This window comes from Chryseobacterium lathyri, from assembly GCF_030812195.1.
In the GTDB taxonomy this organism is placed as follows: domain Bacteria; phylum Bacteroidota; class Bacteroidia; order Flavobacteriales; family Weeksellaceae; genus Chryseobacterium; species Chryseobacterium lathyri_A.
In genome coordinates this window covers 71,470-94,704 of the sequence record NZ_JAUSSF010000003.1, presented here as the reverse complement: position 1 = coordinate 94,704, position 23,235 = coordinate 71,470, and the positions used below count along the sequence as shown (strand labels likewise).

Annotated in this window: 17 protein-coding genes; 9 read left to right on the top strand and 8 right to left on the bottom strand. The window is 38.0% G+C overall.

The features are described from left to right. Nucleotides 1-52: 52 nt before the first annotated feature. Nucleotides 53-667 (top strand): 4'-phosphopantetheinyl transferase family protein, encoded by a 615-nt coding sequence (locus J2T03_RS15595; protein ID WP_306843812.1) that lies wholly within the window; start codon nt 53-55, stop codon nt 665-667. On the opposite strand, the gene J2T03_RS15590 is transcribed toward J2T03_RS15595, so the two are convergent. The 3 genes from J2T03_RS15590 to porU all read right to left on the bottom strand — a co-directional run bounded on the left by J2T03_RS15590 (nt 648) and on the right by porU (nt 8,406). Beyond that, entirely contained in the window at nt 648-2,912 is a 2,265-nt protein-coding gene (locus tag J2T03_RS15590) for an FUSC family protein (RefSeq protein ID WP_307212424.1), read from the bottom strand. The genes J2T03_RS15595 and J2T03_RS15590 overlap by 20 nt on opposite strands. A gap of 370 nt (nt 2,913-3,282) precedes the next feature. After that, the gene (gene porV, locus J2T03_RS15585) at nt 3,283-4,446 is read right to left on the bottom strand and encodes a type IX secretion system outer membrane channel protein PorV (protein ID WP_111960656.1); all 1,164 of its coding nucleotides are present in this window, start codon (nt 4,444-4,446) and stop codon (nt 3,283-3,285) included. Between the two features lie 60 nt (nt 4,447-4,506). Further along, complete coding sequence (gene porU, locus J2T03_RS15580; protein WP_307212422.1) at nt 4,507-8,406, bottom strand: type IX secretion system sortase PorU; 3,900 nt, start codon at nt 8,404-8,406, stop codon at nt 4,507-4,509. Nucleotides 8,407-8,570: 164 nt separating this feature from the next. On the opposite strand from porU, the gene gldJ reads away from it, so the two are divergent. After that, entirely contained in the window at nt 8,571-10,172 is a 1,602-nt protein-coding gene (gene gldJ / locus J2T03_RS15575) for a gliding motility lipoprotein GldJ (RefSeq protein WP_306843820.1), read from the top strand. Nucleotides 10,173-10,236: 64 nt separating this feature from the next. Then, nucleotides 10,237-11,508 (top strand): UDP-N-acetylmuramoyl-tripeptide--D-alanyl-D-alanine ligase, encoded by a 1,272-nt coding sequence (locus tag J2T03_RS15570; RefSeq protein ID WP_307212420.1) that lies wholly within the window; start codon nt 10,237-10,239, stop codon nt 11,506-11,508. Here the strand turns inward: J2T03_RS15570 and J2T03_RS15565 are convergent. Then, nucleotides 11,501-12,112: an NUDIX hydrolase gene (locus tag J2T03_RS15565; RefSeq protein WP_307212418.1), complete on the bottom strand. Its 612-nt coding sequence runs from the start codon at nt 12,110-12,112 to the stop codon at nt 11,501-11,503. The genes J2T03_RS15570 and J2T03_RS15565 overlap by 8 nt on opposite strands. A gap of 40 nt (nt 12,113-12,152) precedes the next feature. Here J2T03_RS15565 and J2T03_RS15560 point away from each other — a divergent pair, with 40 nt between their 5' ends. Then, nucleotides 12,153-12,542 carry an SRPBCC family protein gene (locus J2T03_RS15560; protein ID WP_306843825.1) on the top strand — a complete coding sequence of 130 codons (390 nt, stop codon included), beginning with the start codon at nt 12,153-12,155 and terminating at the stop codon, nt 12,540-12,542. A gap of 29 nt (nt 12,543-12,571) precedes the next feature. On the opposite strand, the gene J2T03_RS15555 is transcribed toward J2T03_RS15560, so the two are convergent. The 3 genes from J2T03_RS15555 to J2T03_RS15545 are packed head-to-tail and all read right to left on the bottom strand — an operon-like array spanning nt 12,572 to nt 15,540. Continuing rightward, a complete protein-coding gene (locus J2T03_RS15555) occupies nt 12,572-13,615 on the bottom strand; it encodes an anhydro-N-acetylmuramic acid kinase (RefSeq protein ID WP_307212416.1) in 1,044 nt (347 codons plus the stop codon). Between the two features lies 1 nt (nt 13,616). Then, a complete protein-coding gene (gene lptC, locus J2T03_RS15550) occupies nt 13,617-14,213 on the bottom strand; it encodes an LPS export ABC transporter periplasmic protein LptC (RefSeq protein ID WP_306843828.1) in 597 nt (198 codons plus the stop codon). Between the two features lies 1 nt (nt 14,214). Next, nucleotides 14,215-15,540 carry a hypothetical protein gene (locus J2T03_RS15545; RefSeq protein WP_307212413.1) on the bottom strand — a complete coding sequence of 442 codons (1,326 nt, stop codon included), beginning with the start codon at nt 15,538-15,540 and terminating at the stop codon, nt 14,215-14,217. Nucleotides 15,541-15,855: 315 nt separating this feature from the next. Here J2T03_RS15545 and J2T03_RS15540 point away from each other — a divergent pair, with 315 nt between their 5' ends. From J2T03_RS15540 to J2T03_RS15520, 5 genes are all read left to right on the top strand, one after another. Continuing rightward, nucleotides 15,856-16,974 carry a DNA polymerase III subunit gene (locus J2T03_RS15540; RefSeq protein WP_307212409.1) on the top strand — a complete coding sequence of 373 codons (1,119 nt, stop codon included), beginning with the start codon at nt 15,856-15,858 and terminating at the stop codon, nt 16,972-16,974. Nucleotides 16,975-17,213: 239 nt separating this feature from the next. Beyond that, a complete protein-coding gene (locus J2T03_RS15535) occupies nt 17,214-17,840 on the top strand; it encodes a TetR/AcrR family transcriptional regulator (RefSeq protein ID WP_307212407.1) in 627 nt (208 codons plus the stop codon). Then, on the top strand, nt 17,824-19,143 hold the full coding sequence (locus tag J2T03_RS15530) for a TolC family protein (protein WP_306843835.1): 1,320 nt from the start codon (nt 17,824-17,826) through the stop codon (nt 19,141-19,143). The genes J2T03_RS15535 and J2T03_RS15530 overlap by 17 nt, the downstream gene beginning before the upstream one ends. A gap of 16 nt (nt 19,144-19,159) precedes the next feature. Continuing rightward, nucleotides 19,160-20,269, top strand: coding sequence for an HlyD family secretion protein (locus J2T03_RS15525; RefSeq protein ID WP_307212404.1), 1,110 nt, complete (start codon nt 19,160-19,162; stop codon nt 20,267-20,269). Between the two features lie 132 nt (nt 20,270-20,401). Continuing rightward, on the top strand, nt 20,402-21,979 hold the full coding sequence (locus tag J2T03_RS15520; RefSeq protein ID WP_306843839.1) for a DHA2 family efflux MFS transporter permease subunit: 1,578 nt from the start codon (nt 20,402-20,404) through the stop codon (nt 21,977-21,979). A 188-nt stretch (nt 21,980-22,167) separates the two neighbouring features. Here the strand turns inward: J2T03_RS15520 and J2T03_RS15515 are convergent, their stop codons facing one another. Next, nucleotides 22,168-23,190 (bottom strand): TQO small subunit DoxD, encoded by a 1,023-nt coding sequence (locus tag J2T03_RS15515; RefSeq protein WP_307212402.1) that lies wholly within the window; start codon nt 23,188-23,190, stop codon nt 22,168-22,170. Between the last annotated feature and the right edge of the window lie 45 nt (nt 23,191-23,235).

Below are 23,235 nucleotides of genomic sequence, written 5' to 3'. Positions count from 1 at the left end.
ATTCTCTTTCAACTTCCACATCTTTTCACTACTTTTATCGAATAAAAAAACGATGCCCCTTTACCGAGATTTTTCAGATGACAATGCCACGATTCTTGTATGGAAATATGATGAAAGCGAAGAACTTGATATCAATGAGCTTCTGGAACCTGAAAATGCAGAAAAAGTAAAGGACTACCATCCGAAAAAACTCCAGGAGGTACTGATGGTCCGTAAACTTCTGAAAGGTTTAAAACCTGACTCCAAAATATTATATAAAGAAAGGGAACCCTTTCTGTCGCCTAAAGATGCGGAAATTTCCATCACCCATTCATTTCCTTTCGCAGCCATAGCGATTTCTAAAAATAAAATAGGTATTGATATTGAAAAGTTCAATCCAAAAATCTTAAGGGTTATCGATAAATTCACCTACGAGCATGAAAGGGGATTCATACCTGAAGATAATGCCCCGGCTTTCTATACTATTATATGGAGTGTGAAGGAAAGCATGTATAAGATCCATCATTCAAAATACTGGTCTCTGAAGAAGAATTACGAAGTAAAGCCATTTGAGCTCAAGCACCTTTATAAAATTAGCTGCAGGGTTTATGATGAACAGTTTTCAGACGAGTTCAAGGCGAGAGTGGAATTTTTTGATGACTACTGCTTTACGATTGTGGAGGAGTAGAATCAGCTTCGCTTCTGTATTTTTCAATTACTTTTCTTTGTTCCTTAGCAACATCATAGATCAGTTCCAGGATATCGTGGATGTTTTTAAGCTCTGTTAAATGTGAAATTTTATCAGGATCTCTTCTGTCAACCAGATCATTTTCCTCGATCTCCGTTTTTCTTTTCGAAAGCATATCTTCAATGGAAGAATCTTCCGGTTCCAGGCGGCTTTCCATTTTTAAAGCTTCATTGATCTCGTTTCCATGTAATAAAACTGATGTCTGCTGCATTTCGGCTTCAATCTTTCTACTCCAGCTTTCAGCATCTATTTCAGGATATTTTTCATTGTTTTTAGAGTATTGGGAGAGAGAAGCAGTATAGGCTGTGATCAGGTGTGATGTTGCTACAAACTGATGAACGACTTCCAGTTTTTTCTGCTGATTTTTCGGTTCAGAGATCATTCTCTGGAAGTTGTCGGAAAGGTTGGCCAGCGAAATAATGGCATTTTTTCGCTTTACTTTATAATCCTCAATATCAAAATTTCCCTGTAAGAATTTGGAAATGACACTTTCAAAATAGATCAGATTATCTGCTGCAGATTTTTTCATCAGATCAAGATTCTGGGTATGTTCCCATACAGGAAGAACAATATATGATACAGCAAAAGCAATAACTCCAGCTATAATGGTATCCAGAATTCTGTCTTTAAAGATCACGTTTACATTTCCCGGATTTAAAAAGTTAAAGCTCAGAAATACATAGATCGTCATAAACAGGACAGCCCAGAAATAACGGCCTTTCAGAAAGCTGAAACACATGATCATGCTCAAAAGCAGAATGGTAAATAAAAGACCATTGAAGTGCACAAAATGTAGAATCATATAGGCAATAACTGCTCCTGCAATGGTTCCGTATAGTCGGAGAAGATTTCTCTTTTTTGTAATGGAGTAGGCGGGCTTCAATATCGCTGTAATCGTGATCAGGATCCAGTAGGTATGGCCCAGACCCAGAAAATCGAACATAGAGAAAATATAGCCAACAAGCAGGGCAGTGGTAATTCTTATCGCATGTCTGAAATGAGAGGATGAAAGCGAAATATTATTCCTTAAAACTTTGAAGTTAAGTTTCTCTTCATTAGGCATGAATTTTTTTAAATCTAACCCTGTGGAAAGACTTTTGGCTAGTTTTACATCCTGGGAAAATACTTTATAAATCTCATTGATCTCTTTTGTAATCTCGTTAATGCGCATCAGGATCTGGCGAAGGATCATAAAATTTTCCAGATTATCAGGAGTCAGCTGCTTATTGCGTAACTCAAAATAATGAACGTTAAGATTTTTCAGCTCATGTTCCAGATCGAAGATGGATTTTGCCCTTGTTCCGATCTGTAGTGAGATTCCGATATTGGTAATTTCCTCGGCAAGCAGGTTGAGGTAGTCATGGATGTTGACCAGGATCATGCTGTCTTCAAAGCTCTGCTGCAGTTTCTGATAATCGCTTTCAGAAGTCATGAGCTTTTCATGAAGGTCCATGGAGTTCAAAAACATCAGCATCAGTAACCGGCTGGTTGTTGTTGATTCATTAACGATAGTTCTCGTCTTGAAAACAGTTTCCCTGGTTTCTTCCTGAAGATTTTTGATCTCGATCTGCTTGGCAATGACCTGAGTGGTCAGTTTATCAAAATCCGGATTTTTCTGGTAATAATTAGCCTTGATCTTTAAAAATTCTGCGAGCTGCAGATAATTTTCCCCGATCATCTGTCCTGCCAGTTTATAAGGCTGGATGGTTGTGACCACAAGGAAGATCAGCAAAAACCAGATACAGCCGGATGCGAAGATCAGCAGGCTTTTAAAAATATTGCCTCCTGTAAGATGTCCGTCAATAAAGATTGCAAGAACCACGAGGGATAGTGAACCCACAGCGGCAAGCCTCTGTCCGTAGACTCCGATAAGGGAAAAAAACATTCCGAATACAATGATCTCCAGAATAACCAGAATTTTAAAATTCATGACCAGGCTGGCGACAAGCGCCACAAAGACAAAGCAGAAAATAGCAAACGTAAGGGCATTTCTCCTTCTGATAAAAGGTCCCGGCTGGTCACAAAGTGCTACAAAGCTGGTTCCGAGAGGAAATAAAAAGTATTCTTTCAGGATTCCGAAGTGGGCGAGGGCTAAACAGGGCAGAACAGTTGCCAGCGTAATTCTGATTGCAGAATATACATATTGGCTGGTAACGAATTTTTTGAGTTCTGCTGAATAGTTCATACTACAAAATTAATTATTGGAAACAAGAAAAGCCTTATAAAAATGAGACTTTTGCAAACTTATATATTATATTTCTTTAATAATTTGTCAATTGTCAATTTGGTGGTTGAGCTTTGGACCAATTGAGCATGAAGAATTGTACAAGAGTGAATGGTAAGCCTTGCTTCACAAATGAATTGTGAACTTGAAATTACTGTTGGGATAAGTTTATATTAAAGTTATATTATTTGTCGTTAAAAAAGTACATGACCAGTGAATTTAGGGAAAGAGAAAAAATTCACTGTGAAGCAAACTTACAGCGAAGCTAATTCATAATTGACACAAAAAAAGCCCCATATAAATGAGGCTTTTGATTCAAGGTATAAATATTTTAATAATCTACATTAGATGTTTCATCACCAATGTTCCAGGTAAGACCGAAACGAAGGGTGTTATCTAAAGCAGTATTGATTTTCGACATATTGATCAGATAAGAAATATCAAGTCCGAAGGAACGGTATTTCAATCCGATACCTGCTGTAGCGAACTGTCTTGCTCCCTGCTCCTCGCTTTCGTGGAAGTAACCTGTTCTTACTGCAAATGCATTGTCATAAGAATATTCCAAAGCACCACTCATCATGATAGAGTTTTTATTTTTGAAAGATTTTCCGATTCCTGCCATTACTCCTACGTTAGGAACTTCATATCTTGGCTGTCTTGTGTTAGGATCTATTCCTACATATTCTGATCCCGGAACCAAGATCTTAGACCCTTCTACGCTAATGCCGATTTTGTTCATATCATCCAAATACATATCATATCCAAGCCCCAATCTTGCCATAGTAGGCAGGTAAGATCTGGATTCTTCATTTCCTGTATAGTCTAATTTCGGACCTAAATTCTGAATAGCGAAACCTGCATTCACTTTACCGTCATATCCTCCGAAACTTGAAAATCTTGGAGAAGTATAGTATCCTGAAACATCTACTGCAAAAGAGTTAGCAGCCTTAAGGGTAGTATCTGTATTGAAACCTCCGGCTAAATCTGAACGGATGAATCTACCTGTAACGGCCATAGAGTAAGAATCAGAAAGTTTCAGCCCGTAAGCAACGTCAATGGAAAATTCATTAGGTTTTGATGTACCCATAGAAGTTACTTCTGAACCTACCAGCTGAGTAAGGTCTACCTCTCCCATGTTGAAATAATAGATACTTGCAGAAATAGTAGATCTTTCTTCCTGTCCTAAAAATTTATGGAATGCACCATATAGTAAAAATACATCATTGGTAAGTTTTCCCATATAAGGCGTATAGTTAAGACCTATGGAAGAACTTGTTCTGCTAAAAGGATATTTTGCCGCATTCCAGAATTGTGAAAATGCATCCGGTGAAGTTACCACCCCTTGGTCTCCCATACCTCCAGCTCTTGCATCTGGCGCAATTCTTAGAAAAGGAGCTCCGGTCAATACTGGATTTATTTTACTTAAATCTTGCGAATAGCCTAAAAAACCAGCACTTAAACCAAATCCCAAAAGCAGTTTAGTAGTTAAATTCATATGTTGTCTTTTATATATTATCAGTTTTTTATAACAATTATTATCTATGTATTATTTAATTTATTTCAAAAGTACCATTTTTTCTACAGCTGTAGCACTTCCTTTGCATTTTTCTTGATTTTGACTTTTTGCAAATATCTTAAAAATATACGTACCTTTTGCAACAGTTGACCCAAAATCGTCTCTTCCGTCCCATTCTATTGCCTGGCGAGGCGTTCTAAAGCCCTGTAGGAACGGTTCTGCAACGACAGGCTGAGATAATGTTCTCACTAATTTTCCTGTTATCGTATAAATTTGAACATTTACATCTAAAATATCATCGCAGTTGTGTTCAAACTGGATGTATGTTTTATTGGTAAACGGATTCGGCCAGTTTAGCGGCCTGTTAATGATCAGATGCTGATCGGTTTCATCCTTAACTTCAAAGTTTAACGTAGCAGTTGTCGAATTATTGTTTATGTCCCAAACTTTAAATGTTAATTGATGCTGTCCTATTGCAAGGTTTCTGAAAGGATAGGTTACATTTCCTTTCTGATAATCGGCAAGACTTGGGCTAAGGCACCCGTTTCCTTCGCCTGAAGCAAAGAAATCATTCAGAACAACGGTGTTGATGATCTGCCCGTCAAGATAAACCGTAATATCATGACCTACACCGGATCCTGTGGAGTTGATCCCAGTATCATCTGTAACACAAGCCAGAAGCATAGGATTCTGGTTGGTGATTCCTCCGTCTGCAAAATTTGTATTATTCATGTACAGTTTTACTTTTGGAGGTTCGTTATCATTGATCCCGTTCGGGTTGATATCTCCCACCTGTACTGCCTGGTTATTGAATACATCCATTGCTTTATTGTCTGCATAGCCCAGTATTCTTCCCTGTCCTACGGCATAGTTGATATCCTTCGGTACATAGAATTCTACAGTGAATACTCCGTTTACTGCGGTACCTGAAGCCTTAACGATAGCACTTCCTTCTTCTGTGTAATCCATGACAGGAGATAATGCTCCATCGTTATTTAAGGTTTTTTTGTTCAGCCTTTTATCAAAAATATTAATAGAAACCCTTCCGTTGAAAGTGGTGTTAACCGTTCCGTTAGGATTGTTGATATGACCTTTCACTTTAATGAAATCCAAGCCTCTGATCAATCCAGGGACCGGAGATTCTATATTGTCTATTACAAGCTGTCTTTGAGGTCTGCTCAGTTTCATAGCCGGATCTCCAAGTAAATTTACTTTCAGATGGTCAATATTGGCTCCTTTTTGTTTTTTAGCATTTAAATGAGCGTATCCTAAAGTTTCAAAATCGTCGCCGATCAGTTTGAAAATATTCTTTGTGTAAAGATCTGTAAAGTTACGTCCGTAATCTACCCCAATGGCACGGCTCGATGTGATCATGGCGGCAGCACCTCCCTGTTTAAGTTTAATGAACTGTTCCCCTGCAGAAGAAGTAGCCGGCTCATCCCATAATGTAAATTCACAGGTAATAGTAGAAACAAACGGGAATCTGCTGTATACATTGGAGAAATTATTGGAATTCTGAATTTCCGTACTCGTAAGTACTCTTTCCTGTGCCCATCCATTGATACCTCCATGCCCGAAATAGAACAGATAAAGACTGTTCCCGATATCATTTGAAATGGCCTGAGTTACCTGAGGAAATCTTTGTCCGGCTGCAGTACTTTGAGCCGGAAAAGCATCCAGATATAATTTTCTTACGTTATATTCTTTCAAATCCTGTTGACCAGGGACTTCAAAAATACTGGATAACGTATTATTCATTACTTCATGGAATGGACTTCCGCCATCTTTATCATCATCTACTACAAAATCAAGCTTCATACGCCATTCTCCGAAAGGAGAAGACTGCCCGGGAAGAGCATTGTAATAGGCAAGGGTTTTACTGACCATATTTCCTGCTTCAGTTACATTGGCTGCAGGAATTCTACCTACAGGAATGTCGGGCAGGTTATTTTCAATAGAAGATGCTGTTTGCGGCTGTGTCATTACAATATAGTCATCGGTTACAAAAGAACCGATAAAGTCTGCTGAATTTTCACCATGATAGGCGGAAACGATATTGGAATTGCCGGAGACCCTGTTTTTATAGTCATATGAAGTGTCTCCCAAAATGAATACATACTTAAGTCTTCCGCTGTTATTAAGTTTTGTCACAAAATCCCTTATTGCAGTAAGATCTCTGCTTCCGCTTCCGAATTCATTATAAATCTTAGCAGCATCTACGATCTCTACCGTATAATTGTTCTTGGTCTGGTGGTAGCTGGCGAGTCTCTGTGCCTGTCCCATCATTTCAGGAACCGTAATGATCAGGTAATCCACATTCTGCAGTCCGGAAAGATTCTGGTTGGCAATTCTTTCCACAAACTGAGGGTTATAAGCAGCATCAGCACGGAAAGCCACAAATTCATTATTGAAATTTGGGTCAGAGGTCAAATAACCGAAGTTAAAACTGCCCGCACCCGCCTTATTTACTCTTCTGTTGGCATTCGTAATATCAGTTACATCCCATACCTGCTCAAGGTTTGTAGCATTGGAAATACCAAAGCCGTAATTGGTATTGGTTCCGCTGGCAATTGAGAAATCCCTGAAGTTCATCTGAGATCCGTTGAAGGTGAGGTTTTCTTTATACTGTACTTCCGCATAGTCAAAATGGAAAGCTCCGTTAGGATTTACAGAAATATTTGGGGCATAATTAAGGGTAATCTGATTTCCGTTCAGATTGGATATCGTTCCGTCATAGCTTAGCTGGTAAAAATCGAATACATAATTATTGGTATTAGCCGGAACTGCCTTAACGATCGGGTTTTGGTTATTGATTTTAAATTCAACTGTATTCTGCTGGGATCTATAGCCTACCACCTGGGTCTTGTATCGTATAACATCACCTGCCTGTATGGGTGAATTGGTAGTAAAAGTAACTGCTTTATCCGTAGTAAATGGAGCTTCTTCTACCCAGATTCGTCCTACTTTTAAGAGATTCTTCTGGTCATTATTAATTACCTGGTAATTATCATACCTTGTTATTAAATTACCTGCCGGAAGATTAACGTCAACTGGCTGAACTCTTTTCCCTGCACCCTTGTCAAAGTTGATAAAATAATAAGAGAAATCTTCATATATATTTTTAACATTATTGCTTCTGTCTATTCTATTGTCCACTCTCTTGAACCCATTTCCATTGGATGCATCATAAAGATTGTATCCGTTTGGCCCCTGAGCATAAAACAAAGCGTAATCCCCATCATTCCATACACCATCTTCTTCGCCCACTACCTGAATAGCATTTTCCTGAAGCGCACTGTATTTGGTGTCCAGGTTGTATTCTGGAAGCATTACACCGCCGTTTCCGTAAATTCTGAAATTTTTCGGATTTACAGAAGCAGGATTGATGCCATTATCTTTTAAAAATTGTGCTGTAATTTTAAATATTCCGGACCTGTCTACTTTAATCTTATAAAAGCCACCACTCGAAAGAGGGTTTGCAGTGCTTCCCACTTTGTTTGCATTTCCAGATTTGAAATTGTTGGGAGCTGCTGTTTCAGAAATATTAAATGAAGAAAGTCTCTGGATACGTCCCTTTACATTCTTAAACAAAGACACGCTGATGCTCGCATATCTTTCTCCTTCTAAAGTATAATAAGTAACATCTGCGATTTCATAATCCGGCAGTCTGCCCTTGTCAAGATCATATAAATCCTTAGTGGAAATACTTTCCCAGGCCAGATCTGAAACTTTCAGCTGCTTTTCTCCTATTTTTTGTTTGGTTATGATAAAAACATTATTTTGGCTGAACGAAAAACCTTCATTTTTGAAATTTGGAAGATTTAATTTTGTGTCACCAAAATCTTGGATTTTAGAGCCTTCCCATTCTATGGCTTTTCTCTGGGCCCAAAGTGTTGATACAAAAGAGAATAGTAATAAAAAGGTGATTTTTTGTTTCATGTTTATTATTGAAATTTCTGAATTACAAATAAAATGAAAATTTTAGAATTAAATTGTGATACAATAAAATTAATTTGTTAACGTTTTTCAAAAAAATCAAATGTTTACTTGATTTATTGAATAATTTATTTTTTCTTTGTACTTTGAAAATATTTATATCGACTATGAAAAAACTAAAGTTGTTTTCATTAATAGCATTAAGTTCTACACTTGCATTAACCAGCTGTGGCGGATCCGGGACCAGCAAAGGAGGCGGTACTAAAAAATTTGTCAGCAAGACGGGTTGGAAACCAAACGAAAAACAAGGTTGGTTTTTTGCAGGAAAGCAACAAAAACAGAAGGGGTGGCCAGGAATGGTATATGTAGAAGGTGGAACTTTTACAATGGGATTAGTGAAAGATGATGTTATGCATGATTGGAATAACACACCGCGCAGAATGCAGGTAAGTTCATTCTTCATCGGAGAAACAGAAATTACTAACTACGAATACCGCGAATACCTTACATGGTTGAAGTACGTATTTCCACCAAGTGACCCTAGCTTCAAGGAGATCTATAATGGCGCTTTGCCAGATACTCTTTTATGGGACAACAAACTAGCTAGAAACGATTATAATGAAACTTATCTTCGTTCTCCAGAATTCGATTACTACCCGGTAGTAGGTGTTTCCTGGACTCAGGCGAACAGATACTGTGAATGGCTTACAGACAGAGCGAATGAAAAAGCTTTAATGCAAGCCGGAGTTATTGCTAAAGATTTGTATATCAACGAATCCAATAACCAAGGCGGAACTGCATTTAACATGGATAAATTCAAAGCGAATGATCCGGAAATGCAGGGATATATCAACGAGAAAAGAATGCAGCAGAAATCTGGTATGAAAACAACCAACCAGAGACTTCTTTCTGCAAACAGAGCTCCAAATGCTTCAATGGTTCAGAAGTTCAGACTTCCTACCGAAGTTGAATGGGAATATGCTGCTCTTGGTATGGCTAAAAACAGAGAATATAACCAATACCTAGGTAAAAAACCTGAAATTGAAAGATTAAGAGGTACCAAAGGAAGAGATAAAGGAATGTTCCTTGAAAACTTCAAAATGGGAAGAGGTGACTATTCCGGTATTGCAGGATGGAAAAATGACGGAGCTGCACAAACAGCAGACGTAAGACAATATCCTTCTAATGATCTTGGAATCTATGGTATGTACGGAAACGTTTCTGAATGGACCGCTGACGTGTACAGACCAATCATTGATGAAGATTTCAGCGATTTTAACTATTATAGAGGAAATATGCCTCAGGCTATTGTAAGAAACGGAGACGGAACTTACAAAATGATTGACGAGGGTACTATCAAGTATGATACCCTATCAGATGGTAGATTAGTATACAGAGGTCTTCCGGGACAGTTTGAAAGAGAAACCATTGCAGATCACAGAAACTACAGAGACGGTGACAGACAGTCTTCTTTAGAATATTACAGAGCTTCAGATTCAGCTTCTTCATTTGATATGTACAATGCTCCTCAGAGAAGGTTTGTTGTAGATGCAGGTGGAAGAGTAAAACTTCAGAAAGATACCAGAGACAGAACATCTGCAGTATCCAATGACGTAAGAGTTGTGAAAGGAGGTTCTTGGCAGGATACAGCATATTGGCTGGATCCGGGACAAAGAAGATATAAAAATGAAGGGAAAGCTTACGGATGGATTGGATTCCGTGTTGCACAAGATGCTAGAGCTAGTGATAAAGGCAGAACTAGAAGATAATATTATCAAAAAATACTTATAAAAAACCTTCCGGATTTCCGGAAGGTTTTTTTATTTTTGGAGTATGAATATAGAACAGTTTTATCCTTTATTTTTACAGTCAAATAAAGTGACAATCGACAGCAGAAAAGCCGGTAAGAATGATATTTTCTTCGCCTTTTCCGGTGAAAATTTCAACGCTGCAACCCTGGCAGAAAAAGCTGCTGATGACGGAACTTTGGCGGTAATTGTGGAGAAACAGGAATTTGAAAATAAAGATAGAAATATCTTCTATGTTCCTTCTACATTAGAATTTCTTCAGCAGCTTGCTGTTCACCACAGAAATCAGCTTAAAATCCCTGTTATCGGGCTTACAGGGAGTAATGGTAAGACAACAACCAAAGAAATTATCCATGCAGTCCTTTCTGAGAAATTCAATATACAATATACTTCCGGAAACTTAAATAATCATATTGGGGTTCCATTAACCATTCTTTCCATTAAACCCGAGCATGAAATGGCAGTGATAGAAATGGGAGCTAATCATCAGAAAGAGATTGAGCTTTTATGTACCATTTCACAACCGAATTTTGGATACATTACCAACTTTGGAAAAGCTCATCTGGAAGGATTCGGTGGATTTGAAGGCGTGATCAAAGGAAAATCTGAACTGTATGATTACTTGAAAGCACATCATCAAACTATTATTGTCAATGAAAATGATCCGATACAGTCAGAAAAAACGGAAAACTATGCGCCTAAAATTACCTTTGGAAAAGAAACTTCCGATTACCAGTTCGGATTGTTTTCCGAAGAACATTTTGTAGGATTAGACTATCAGGGTATAAAAGCTGTTTCTAAACTCACCGGAGAATACAACTTTACCAATTTATGTGCAGCAGCCAGTCTTGGACTCCATTTCGGAATAAGCTTTGAAAAAATAAAGCATGCTGTTGAAAACTACACTCCGACCAATATGCGTTCGCAGGTTGCGAAAAAAGAAAACGCAACATTAGTGCTGGATACCTACAATGCTAATCCCAGCTCTATGACTGCCTCACTGCACAATTTTGTGACCTTTGAGGGGAGTAAAACAATCATTATCGGTGATATGCTTGAATTGGGAGAGGAGAGTCTAAAAGAGCATCAGAATATCTTAAATCTTGCCCGGGAATTAGCTTTTGACCAAATCATTACAGTAGGGAAATATTTTAAAGCCGTCAACTCGTCATCATTATCTTTTGAAAGTACGGCAGAATTAATAGAATACCTCAAGCAGAATAAAATTCATGCAGAAAATATCCTGTTAAAAGGTTCAAGGGGAATTGCACTTGAAAAGTCTATCGAATTTATTTAAGCTTTGAATTCCAGAATTCCTTTACGATCAGTTCAATGTTTTTGAATGTGCTTGGGAAAACTTCATTTTCGATTTGAGTGGTGTTTTTCCAGGCAACTTCTGTAATTCCTTCTTCTATCTGCGGTTTTGAAGTGTCTTCACCATTGAAGTTCATTTCAAACCAATGGGTGCATTTAAGGATTTTTTCACCGTTTCTTTCGATATAGATATGGTAGGTGGTATTGATGAATTTTACCAGTTCCACATCTTTTAACCCGGTTTCCTCTTCAATCTCCCTTATTGCAGACTCTTCACGGGATTCACCTTTTTCCATTTTGCCCTTGGGAAGATCCCATTTGCCTAATCTTTTAATAAAAAGCAGCTTTCCATCAGGATTGTTGACAAGGCCTCCGGCAGCTTCTATGATTCTGAAAAGCTTCTGGAATTCGCCCCAGATTTCTTCAATATTCTCACCGAAAACATTAAGTTCTTTCACAGAAGTATTTTCCAAAAGATCCAATGCAATCTCTAAAGTTGTGAAACTTTCGTACCTAAGTTCTTTTTCAAGAGGCTCGGGATGCTTAGACACTAATAATTTTTTTTCGTTCACAAAAACTTTATACATATATTTGTAAGAATTAAGAATTTAAATACAAAAATAAAAAATGAATTTAGAAGGACGAAAGATTATTGTCAATAAATCATCTAAAGACTTGTCTGAAATATTGAAATCGCCTGAAAACTATAAAGATTTTATGCCGGACGGTCTTCAGAAGTTTGAAACCAGAGATAACGGGTTCAAATTCGGTCTTCAGGGAATGCCTGAAATTGCTTTGAAAATAGATGAAGTGAACGAACAAAAGGCAGTTTTGAAGTCTGCAAGTTCAAGCCTAGATTTTACCTTAACCGCAGCTTTAAACTCTATCAATGAAAATCAAACTGAAGTTCAGATGCTTTTTGAGGGGAAATTTAATCCTTTTATCAAAATGATGGTAGAAAAACCACTTCAGAACTTTATCAATACACTAACAGATAAGATCGAAGCTTACAAATAATAGAAAAACCTTCAGCAATGGAGGTTTTTTTATGCCCATACTCCTGAACTGTGATCTCCAGTACTACCGGTTGCAGAAGAAAGGACATTGATCTCATTCTTCATCCTTAAAACTCCCATGAAGGCAAAAATAAGTGCTTCTTTATGATCAATAATCTGTCTTTCCGGAATGATGACCTTAAATTCTGTTTTTTCTCTGATCTTTTCAATAAGGCAGGTATTAAAGCTGCCCCCGCCAGTACATAGGACATTCTCTAAACGGTTTAGGTTAATAACATTTGAGATTTGCAGCGCTACATGCTCAGTGAAAGTAGCCATGGCATCTTCTGTTGTAATGCCTTCCAAAAGGGGAAAGATAGTCTCATTGCACCATTCGATTCCTAAAGATTTAGGATGTGGCTGATTATAAAAATCCAGGGAGTTAAGTTTGTCTAGGAGATCTTGGTCAACGCTGCCTTTTCGGGCTAAATCTCCATTTTCGTCAAAATTTTTATTAAATTTATTAGCAAGCCTGTTCAGGACAATATTGACAGGAGCAATATCAAATGCTATTCTTTTGTTATCCTGCTTTAAGGAGATATTGGAAAACCCTCCCAGGTTCAGGCATGCATCATAGTCAGAAAAAAGCAGTTCGTCCCCAATAGGAACCAAAGGAGCTCCGTTTCCCCCCATCAATACATCCTGGCTTCTGAAATCGTAGATAACGGGAAGTCCTGTTTCTATTTTGATGGCTCTGCCATCTCCGATCTGAAGAGTAAATTTCTTTTTAGGCTGATGAAAAACCGTATGGCCATGAGAGGCAATCAGGTCAATGTTTTCAAGATGATGACGGTCAATAAATTCTTTGACCTTCTGACCGAGATAAAAACCGTATTCCGAATGAAGTTCCAGTAATTCTTCCGAAGATAAATGAATCGAGCTTCTAAGCCTTTCTTCCCAATTTTGAGAGTAGGACAGGGTTTCAGCTTTTAAGATTTTAAAATTCCAGTTCTCCTTTTTTTCAAAAGCTGCAAAACAGATATCCAGACCATCCAAACTGGTCCCGGACATGAGCCCAATAGCCTGAACTTTCATATTATTGCGGTGTTTTTTTTTCTTCGAGCCTTTTCGTACTGAAATCTCCTGAGTTATTAAAGAAAGTATATTCGGAGAAATCATCTTTAGCGGTCATACCATTGGCGCCCACCAGGGTAGAGCCATCTTCCATGGTAACATATACCGTATCTTTGGTGTAAATTCTGTTCTTTTTCTGATCCCAGTAAATACTCTGCATTGCGAATCGCTGCCCTTCATTGGTGGTAATCCTTACATCGCCTTTCGCCTCGTAAAATCTTTTGTATTCAAAGATACGGGCATATTTAGCAGTAATCTTACCAGGTACTTTAGGTTTTTTTTTGTCAAAAAATTCAATGTTAATACCTCTTTTAGCCACTATATAAGGGCTGTCTATCAATTGATATTTTTCAATAATCGGAGCTTTGGCTTTTAAGGATATGAATCCAGAATCCCGTTGTATGATATTGGCATTATTAATGATCTCTGACGGAAAGTTCTTGCTTTTGTTTCCATTGGCTTTGGTAAGATCTTCCTCACAAGATGTCAGTATAAAAAATATAGCACAACTAAAAAGGCATGCTATATTTTTATATGATATTTTTTTTGAAAAATTCATTTTAGTTGTACAGAGTCTTTCTGAACCATCTGTCAGCAAAGTTGAAGCCGACTCTTAAGTTGATGAAATTCTGATTGATCAGGTTGTTATCAAGAGTTCCTCTTTTTCCAAGCTCAACGCCCAGTTCAAGACCGCTCATCCTTGTAATACTGCTTGTTTTGAATGGAAGCAATACTCCTGCAGAAATCCCGAACTTATTGATGCTGGTGCCGTTTACTTTAAGATTTCCTCTTTCATAGAAAGCTCCATATCTGTAGGTTACTCTTGAGAAATAGTTTCTGAAGTTATTATAATTTGGCAGATACCATCCTCCGGCAGAAATTCTGTAACTGTCCTGGAAGTCAAAAGTTTTTCCGAAATAAGAAATATCTTCTCCTTTTTTATAGTCAAGCTGCCCCGAAAAGAACCAGTGGTTTTCGCTTCCATAACCCACCCCTAAAGATGCTTGTAACGGAAGAAGGTTCTTAGAGCTTGTGCTTTTCTGATCTACAATGGTTTCTAAAGCTTTAACAGTTTGTGCTGCATCAGTATATACATAAGTACTGTTGATGTAATCAGTAGTCATATTACTGGTATTACCAAACGTAGCCGTAGCCCCGATGGTTAACTTTTTGTCTGTACGGGTATTGACACTTTGGTAGCTACCACCAAGCGTGAAGTTGAAATTTTTGATGCTGTTTTTGGTTTCATAACCATTAATGTATTCAGCATTGGAAACTCCATCTTTATCATAAGATTTAAGCTCGTTCAGATCATAAAGATTTCCAAAATAAAGGTTAGCTCTCAAACCTACCGCAAAGTTTTGGTCGATTTTATATGAAACCGCAGCCTGTGCTGTATTCAAGGTTCCGCTTCCTTTAAAACGGTTGGTATAATAGCCGTTTACTGTTTGAACGCCATTTATAGTTTCGTAGGTTGGAGCGGTATTTACAATATCATAGCTCTTGGAGCTGTAAGGCTGATAAGATAGCCCCATCTTTACCTTTGGGGACAAAGGAAATGCCAATGCAATATTAGAAAGATACGTAGAATGTTTGGTAGACTTCGTATCATTATAATTTGTTTTGAAGTAATTGTTTTCGTTGGTAGCCTCCAGTCTGATACTTGTGAGCTCGAAATTAGAGTTGTTCGCAGGGTTTGCGAAATTGAAGCTGCTCGTGAAATCACTGATATAAGCAGTAGATATACCACCCATAGAGGCAGTTTCAATCGTATTATCATATTTTACATCTCCAATTCCATATGTTGCATACGGAGAGTTACTTATACTCTGTGCATTTAGGAAGTATCCAACTGATATGAATGATACGGCAAAGATTTTTTTCATTCTTTATTTTTAAAACAATGCGCAAATATCTTAAATATTAATGAATTGTAAAAATTATATGTGGTTAAAGTTTGTTAAGGGCCTATCATTACACGGAAAATGCAAATTTTTAATAATAAAATAGCAATTCTGTTATGCATAAAAGACAATTTATAAAGGAAATAAGTCTTTTCCGCTTAAAAACATGTATATTATTTACCTGAAGAATGGAAAGACTTTGACTGAAGTTTCCAGTATAATTAAAGGATAAACGTTTTATAATATTTTATGCAGGCTTAATGTCCTCCATTGAAATAAGATTTTTATCTTTGGAACATGAATTGGGAGAACATCGCCGGACAGGAAAATCTGAAAAAACTTCTTCGTGAAAGCATTGCTGAAAATAGAGTGAGCCACGCCCAGCTTTTTTTAGGAAAGGAAGGCTATGGTACATTTCCTATGGTTTTGGCCTATGCCAAAGAAATCTTTAGTCGGGAAAATGAGCATGCTGCTTCGAAAGTGGAACATTTGAACCATCTGGATCTGCATTTTAGTTTCCCTGTTTTTACTGATAATAAAAATTCTTTAAGCAAGAATAAATTTGAAGATTTCAGGGAAATGATCATGGCTTCTCCCTATGCAAGCTATGATGATTGGACAGCCTTTCTTGAGTCTGAAAATAAGCAGCTTTTTATCTCTGCAGATGAAATTGATGATCAGAATCAGAAGTTTGCTTTAAAGAGCTTTGAAGGCGGAACTAAAATCCTGATTGTTTGGAGAGCCGATAAAATGAATATTGCTGCAGCGAATAAATTCCTGAAATTTTTGGAAGAGCCACCAGCAAAAACAATTATTCTTCTTATTGCTGAAACGGCCAATGATATTCTTCCGACTATTCTTTCAAGAACGCAGATTGTAGAAGTTCCAAGAATCAGTGATGAAGATCTCGAAAACTATTTAAAAAAGAATTTTCAGATTTCAGAAGAAAAAGTAAGAGAGATTGTACATGAAGCGCAGGGGGATCTTAATGAAGCCCTGAAAATTTTAAATTCCGGACATAAAAGTGATGAGTTTGAAAAACTTTTTATACAATGGGTAAGAGACGCATTCATGGTAAAAAAGAAGCCTCAATTCCTTAAAAGCATTATCCTTTGGGCCAGAGAGATTGCAGGCTGGAACAGGGAAAAGCAGAAAAACTTCCTGAACTACTGCTCTGAGATCTTTAGGCTTGCCCTGCTTCAGAACTACCAGTCTGAAAATCTGGTATACAAAAAGATTGATGCACACGGCTTCAATTGGACCGGATTTTCAAAATTCATCAGTGGCGCCAATATTGAAAGTATTCTGGAAGAAATCAGTACTGCGGATCTGCATCTAACCCGAAACGGAAATCCTAAAATTGTTTGGACAGACCTTGGGATTAAACTATCACGTTATATTCACAAAAACTCATAGGTCAGTCAAAATACACACTGAAAATTTTAATGATATTTTAAAGTCCGGACCCGTCGGGACTTTTTATATGATATAAAATTCAAACGGTGCTTACGTTTTCTTTAGAGTATTCTTGTTTTAATATAATTAATACTCAGCTGTTTATATTGGCAAATATTAAATATAAATTAAAAAATCAATCAATCGTTTGATTTGTTTAAAATCTTATGTAAATTTGCGCCCTGAAAAATAGAATTGCTATGGTTTCAAAAGAAGAAAATATATTATTTGCCGCCGAAAAGCTTTTTGCTGAAAAAGGCTTCGAAGGAACTTCCACCAGGGAGATTTCCAAGGCGGCGAATGTAAACATCTCTATGATCTCTTACTATTTCGGATCCAAGGAAAAATTGTACGAGAAATTAGTGGAATACAGAATGAATGAAGGTCAGTTCTTTGCCAAAGATATTCTCGAAAGAACAGATATCAATGAATGGCAGAAAATAGAGAAGATTGTAGACCAGTTTTCCGGAAGGGTAAGACATCACAAATGTTTTTACAGAATTATGCAGCGTGAGCAGCTTCACACGGAAAACCCACAGATCGTGGAATTTCTGAAGCAGACCAAGATGGGCTTTATCTCCATGTATTCGCAGATCCTTGAAAGCGGACTGAAAAAAGGAATTTTCACTAAAAATCCTCCCATCTATCTACTTCATGCCACAGTAAGCGGAACCTTGTTCTATGCATCCAATGCCAAAGAGATGTACAAAGAATTCCTGAACGATATGGAAGAGGATGAAGTTTTTGATGAAAAGTACTATACAGAACTTAATAAACATATAAAATATTTACTAAAAGACCTTTTAGGTTATGAAGAGAATAAATAACTCGGTGTTGGTATTATCCCTTTTTATGGGAGTTACAGCCATAAATGCCCAGGAGAAAAAGCAGCTCACGCTTGATGAAGCTGTGCAGCTGGGAATCCAGAACAGTAAAAACCTTAGGATCGATGCCGCCAAGATCGAAGAAGCTACAGCAGATCTTTTGGAAGCCAAAAACAGACAGCTTCCGGAACTGAAAATTTCAGGCAGCTATATGTACCTTCCCACTAAACCCACTGTTGATCTGAAACTTTCCGGTGTCTCGGGAGCGGGAGCCGGTGGTCCGGAAGTACATCAGGTTGCTTACGGATCTGTTAACCTCAGTGTTCCGGTTTACAGTGGTGGACGAATCAAATATGGTATCCAGTCTGCCAAGTACTTGGTGGAAGCATCAAAATTAAGCACGGAAAATGATAAAATAGCAATTGCTTATAATGTTGCCCAGGCTTATAATAATTTATTTAAAGCGAATCAATCCATCAAAGTTTTAGAAGAAAACCTTACGGCTTCTCAAAAAAGGGATGAAACTTTTCTTAAGCTTGAAAACAATGGAGTTATCGCTAGAAATGACCGTTTAAAAGCAAATCTTCAGACCTCAAATATTGAGTTGCAGCTATTAGAAGCTAAAAACAACTACAATATTGCCAATATCAATATGGATCTGCTACTGGGGATACCGGAAACTACAGAAATTGAAGTTGACCCGAATTATATCGATGAAGGTTCTGAAGTAAAAACAGTTGATTATTACGTAAATGAAGCCAGAGAAAACCGGAAAGACTTACAGGCTTTGGCTCAGCAAAGAAAAGCAGCAGAACTGGGGACAAAATCCGCAAAAGCTGAAAATCTTCCTTCCATTGCATTTACCGGAGGGTATGTGGCGGCAGATATTCCAAAATTCCTTACCATATACAATGCTGTAAACGTTGGAGTTGGGATTTCTTATAATTTATCCAATATCTGGAAAGAAAATTCTTCACTGAGACAGTCTCAGGCAAGAGAAAAGCAGTTGGCAGCCAATGATGAATTACTAAATGATAACATTAAGCTTGACGTCAACAGAGAATATCAGAATACAGATTATTCTAAAAAAAGAATCGCAGTATATGAAAAGGCTGCTGAACAGGCCAATGAAAACTACAGGATTACCAAAAACAAATACGACAACGGTCTTGCAACCATGACAGAACTTCTGGATGCAGATGCTGCCCAGATATCAGCTAACGTAGGCGTGATTAATGCAAAAGCAGATGCCGCTTTAGCGTACAGAAAACTATTACAGACAACAGGAACTTTAACAATTAAATAATCAGACTGAAACCAAAATGGAAAATAATAATAAACCAACCGTTGAACTTGAACCTAAAAAGAAAAAAAGTTTCGTTTTTCCTATCATCTTAGCCGCTGTAGTAATTGGTGGAGGGATCTATGGGTACAAAGCTTTTACATACGGACAGTATCACGAAGAAACTGATGATGCCCAGATCACATCCAATATGGCACCAGTAATTTCTAAAATTTCCGGATATGTAGCAGAGGTAAAAGTAAAAGACAACGAGTTTGTAAAAAAAGGAGATACTTTGGTTATTCTTGATAATAGAGATCAGAAAATGGCTCTTGAACAGGCTCAGGCCGCTCTGTTAACGGCCAGAAGCAATATTTCAAATGCAGAGGCTACCACTACAGCTACCTCAAAAAATATAAGCTCTTCCCAGGCAGCAGTAACAACAGCCAATGCACAGATAGAAGCAGCAAAAGTAAACGTTTGGAAAACATCACAGGATCTGAAAAGATATGCCAACCTTGTAAAAGACCATTCTATTACAGAACAGCAGTATGAACAGGCTTTAGCGGCCAAACAGTCGGCGGACAGACAGCTTCAGGTTTTGGTGGATCAGAGAAATCAGATTGCACAACAGACTACCATTGCATCTTCCCAGACTGCAGCAAGTTCCCAGCAGATCAGTGTTGCCGGATCAGTAGCAAAACAGAGAGAAGTAGATGTTGAAAATGCTAAATTAAACTTATCATACACCGTGATCCTTGCTCCTGAAGACGGGTATGTAGGAAAGGTTTCCACTCAGGCAGGCCAATATCTGCAAGCCGGATCACAGCTTTTTGCCTTGGTTAAAAATGACCAGAAATGGGTGGTGGCCAACTTTAAGGAAACACAGGTAGATAAAATGGTAGAAGGACAGAAAGTAAAAATTGAGATTGATGCTTTTCCTGACCGGGAGTTTGATGGGGTTGTAAGTTCATTCTCTCCGGCAACAGGAGCTACTTTTTCAATCCTGCCTCCGGATAATGCCAGCGGTAACTTCGTAAAAGTGGTTCAGAGACTTCCTGTAAAGATCGATTTTGTAAATCTTGATAAGAATATTGCAAAAAGACTGAGAACAGGGATGAATGTGAAAGCAGAAGTGTCGCTTAAATAATATTAAAACTGTGAAATAAGTGAATTGTCAATTTTGCTGATGCAAGTCAATAAATGAGGATAATATGAAGTTGAAATTGACCACGAAGTTGATTAATCATTGACAATTCACCTTTTTACATCGTAAAAAACTATGCAAGAATCATTAGTAGAATATGGAGCCCGGAGAGTGATCATCACGATTACAGCAATTCTTTGTGCTCTGCTTGAAATTGTGGACTCCACGATTGTGAATGTTGCCCTGAATGAGATGAAGGGGAATCTTGGAGCCACACTTTCTGAAGTAGGCTGGGTGATTACAGCTTATGCAATCGGTAACGTAATTGTGGTACCGATGACGAGCTGGCTGTCGCAGCAGTTCGGACGTAGAAATTACTTTGCAGCCTCTATCATTATATTCACCATATTTTCGTTTTTATGCGGAAATGCCACCAATATCTGGGAATTAGTATTTTTCAGGCTGATGCAGGGAATAGGTGGGGGAGCACTCCTGGTGACTTCACAGACGATCATTACAGAATCGTATCCTATTGAGAAAAGAAGTATGGCACAGGCCATTTACGGTTTGGGAGTAATTATCGGTCCAACATTAGGTCCACCATTGGGAGGATATATCGTAGATAATTTCAGCTGGCCGTATATTTTCTATATCAATATTCCGATTGGGATTGCAGCAACGTTGATGACCTTACAGTTTGTGAAAAGCCCTAAATATGCCGAAAAACGAAAGGTTTCGGATGTAGACTGGATAGGAATTGCTTTGTTGGCGGTTACCGTGGGATCTTTACAGTTTATTCTGGAAAGAGGACATGAAGAAGACTGGTTTGAAAGCGGAATGATCGTAACATTTACCATATCGGCCATTCTGGGGTTCATCCTTTTCCTATGGCGTGAACTTACCTTCAAGTACCCCATCGTGGAGCTCAGGGTACTGAAAAACGGGAATTTAAGAATCGGAACGGTCATGTCATTCGTTTTAGGGTTTGGATTGTATGGTTCCACATTCATCGTTCCACTTTATACACAGAGTATTTTGGGATGGACGGCCTTACAGTCGGGAGCTTTGATGATTCCTGCAGCACTGACGACAGCCTTCATGATGCCGATTATCGGAAGACTCCTTTCAAAAGGGGCAAAACAGCAGATTTTGGTCTCTTTGGGACTGTTCATCTTCTTTATCTATAGTTTCTGGGGGTATAAGATCCTTACACCGGATACCAGTAAAGATGCCTTTTTCTGGATGCTGATCGTAAGGGGAGCTGGTTTGGGACTTCTGTTTATTCCGATCACTTCACTGTCGTTGAGTACGCTGAAAGGACAGGAAATTGGTCAGGGTGCAGCATTTACAGGAATGATGAGACAGCTTGGAGGTTCATTTGGGATTGCAGCAATCACCACGTTTATTGCCAATGCAGGCCAAAAGTACCGACTCAACCTGATCTCCCATCTGGATGAAAACAGTTTTGATGTACAGCAACGCCTGAACACATTAAAAGCCAGTTTTGTTGCAAAAGGAATGACTCCCGACGCGGCGATGAACGCAGCTTATAAAATGCTGGATATGTCGGTAACCAAACAGGCCACGGTGCTTTCGTATATGGATGTTTTCCTTTATTTAGGAGTTATCTTCCTTGTATGCATACCGTTTATCCTTTTCATTAAGGAAAGGAAAAGCAAAGAAAAAATAGATTTAAGTGAAGCCATGCACTAAATTGAATTCAATACAAAACCTCCGGAAATTTCCGGAGGTTTTTTTGTGGGAAGATTATAAGAATGTTCCTGCTAAAGATGTTTCGACTTTGTTCAGATAACAACGTTAAAAAAAATTGTTAAAAACAGTTAGTAGTAGAAATGTCATGCTAAGCGAAGTCAAAACATCTGACTTACTATTCTTATAGTTTAAAGATTATGAACTCTTGCAGTCCATTCAATACCACTAATGTCAATCAGTTTTATCGTGTGAATTTTTTCTTTTCCCATTAAAATACCATTGAGGTTCAATGTAAGATCGGCCTTTGAACCAAGGGGAATAACCAGGCTGTGCTTTCCCGGTTTTACTTTAGCTACATAATGATTCCTGATATTTTCTTTTGAAAATTTTGAGAGTTCTGCGTGGTTTAAAGCTTTTATCATATTCCCGTTTTTATCCAGAATATGAATTCCGATCAGAAAAGAGCCGTAAACATCCGCACCTTCCGTTCTGTAAACTTCAAATGTTAGATCTGTATTGACTAAAGAAATATTTGAAATCTCAATCTTGGGTTTTACAGATTTATTGTGCAGTGTTCCCCAGACTCCACCATGAAAATATTGGTTGGTATAGAGCGTAAGTCCAAAAATGAAGAGAGAACCTGCAAATACAATTGTCTTTGGCTTTGAGAAGGGAAGGATACCCGATCCCAGCCATAAAAACCATTTTTTGCGGGTGAAATTCTTATCATTCTTAATGAAATAATGATCGAGGGAAAATGGACCGCTTCCGGTAAGGAACAAAACAAATCCTCCGGCAATTCCCAAAACACCGATCTGCCATTCGTCCAGACAGGTTGTACCGATCCAGCCGGAGCCCAGCAGAATTCCCATTGCAAGGCCAAAAATGCCGATGCTCATTAATCTTGTAAATAATCCCAAAATAATAAAGAGTCCTACAACTGCTTCAACAATGGTAAACGTAACCATGGAAGTATGTAAGACATCCGGATGCGTAACCAGATATTCTATAAGAGGTTTTATTCCTAATGCATTGGGCAGGAAATGATTGAATTTTTCCCCGATATATCCGGCTTCGTCCGGAATAAGTTTGTTTTCCAGAATAAGTCTGCGCCAGAAGGCTGAAAAGTAAGTCCATCCGATTACCAGACGGAGTGATAATGTGTATAGTCCGGCCAGGTCATAAGACCGGCTGTCTGAAATATGTTTCATTGAAATTGTATTGTATTTAAAAAGACTGTTTATTAAAAAATGATC

Bases quoted from the DNA above. Each gene is read 5' to 3' on its own strand.
- J2T03_RS15555 (WP_307212416.1), bottom strand. From the start codon at position 13,615: ATGAAAGTTCAGGCTATTGGGCTCATGTCCGGGACCAGTTTGGATGGT.
- J2T03_RS15530 (WP_306843835.1), top strand. From the start codon at position 17,824: ATGAAGAGAATAAATAACTCGGTGTTGGTATTATCCCTTTTTATGGGA.
- gldJ (WP_306843820.1), top strand. From the start codon at position 8,571: ATGAAAAAACTAAAGTTGTTTTCATTAATAGCATTAAGTTCTACACTT.
- lptC (WP_306843828.1), bottom strand. From the start codon at position 14,213: ATGAATTTTTCAAAAAAAATATCATATAAAAATATAGCATGCCTTTTT.
- J2T03_RS15535 (WP_307212407.1), top strand. From the start codon at position 17,214: ATGGTTTCAAAAGAAGAAAATATATTATTTGCCGCCGAAAAGCTTTTT.
- porU (WP_307212422.1), bottom strand. From the start codon at position 8,406: ATGAAACAAAAAATCACCTTTTTATTACTATTCTCTTTTGTATCAACA.
- J2T03_RS15545 (WP_307212413.1), bottom strand. From the start codon at position 15,540: ATGAAAAAAATCTTTGCCGTATCATTCATATCAGTTGGATACTTCCTA.
- J2T03_RS15595 (WP_306843812.1), top strand. From the start codon at position 53: ATGCCCCTTTACCGAGATTTTTCAGATGACAATGCCACGATTCTTGTA.
- porV (WP_111960656.1), bottom strand. From the start codon at position 4,446: ATGAATTTAACTACTAAACTGCTTTTGGGATTTGGTTTAAGTGCTGGT.
- J2T03_RS15590 (WP_307212424.1), bottom strand. From the start codon at position 2,912: ATGAACTATTCAGCAGAACTCAAAAAATTCGTTACCAGCCAATATGTA.
- J2T03_RS15560 (WP_306843825.1), top strand. From the start codon at position 12,153: ATGAATTTAGAAGGACGAAAGATTATTGTCAATAAATCATCTAAAGAC.
- J2T03_RS15565 (WP_307212418.1), bottom strand. From the start codon at position 12,112: ATGTATAAAGTTTTTGTGAACGAAAAAAAATTATTAGTGTCTAAGCAT.
- J2T03_RS15520 (WP_306843839.1), top strand. From the start codon at position 20,402: ATGCAAGAATCATTAGTAGAATATGGAGCCCGGAGAGTGATCATCACG.
- J2T03_RS15570 (WP_307212420.1), top strand. From the start codon at position 10,237: ATGAATATAGAACAGTTTTATCCTTTATTTTTACAGTCAAATAAAGTG.
- J2T03_RS15540 (WP_307212409.1), top strand. From the start codon at position 15,856: ATGAATTGGGAGAACATCGCCGGACAGGAAAATCTGAAAAAACTTCTT.
- J2T03_RS15525 (WP_307212404.1), top strand. From the start codon at position 19,160: ATGGAAAATAATAATAAACCAACCGTTGAACTTGAACCTAAAAAGAAA.
- J2T03_RS15515 (WP_307212402.1), bottom strand. From the start codon at position 23,190: ATGAAACATATTTCAGACAGCCGGTCTTATGACCTGGCCGGACTATAC.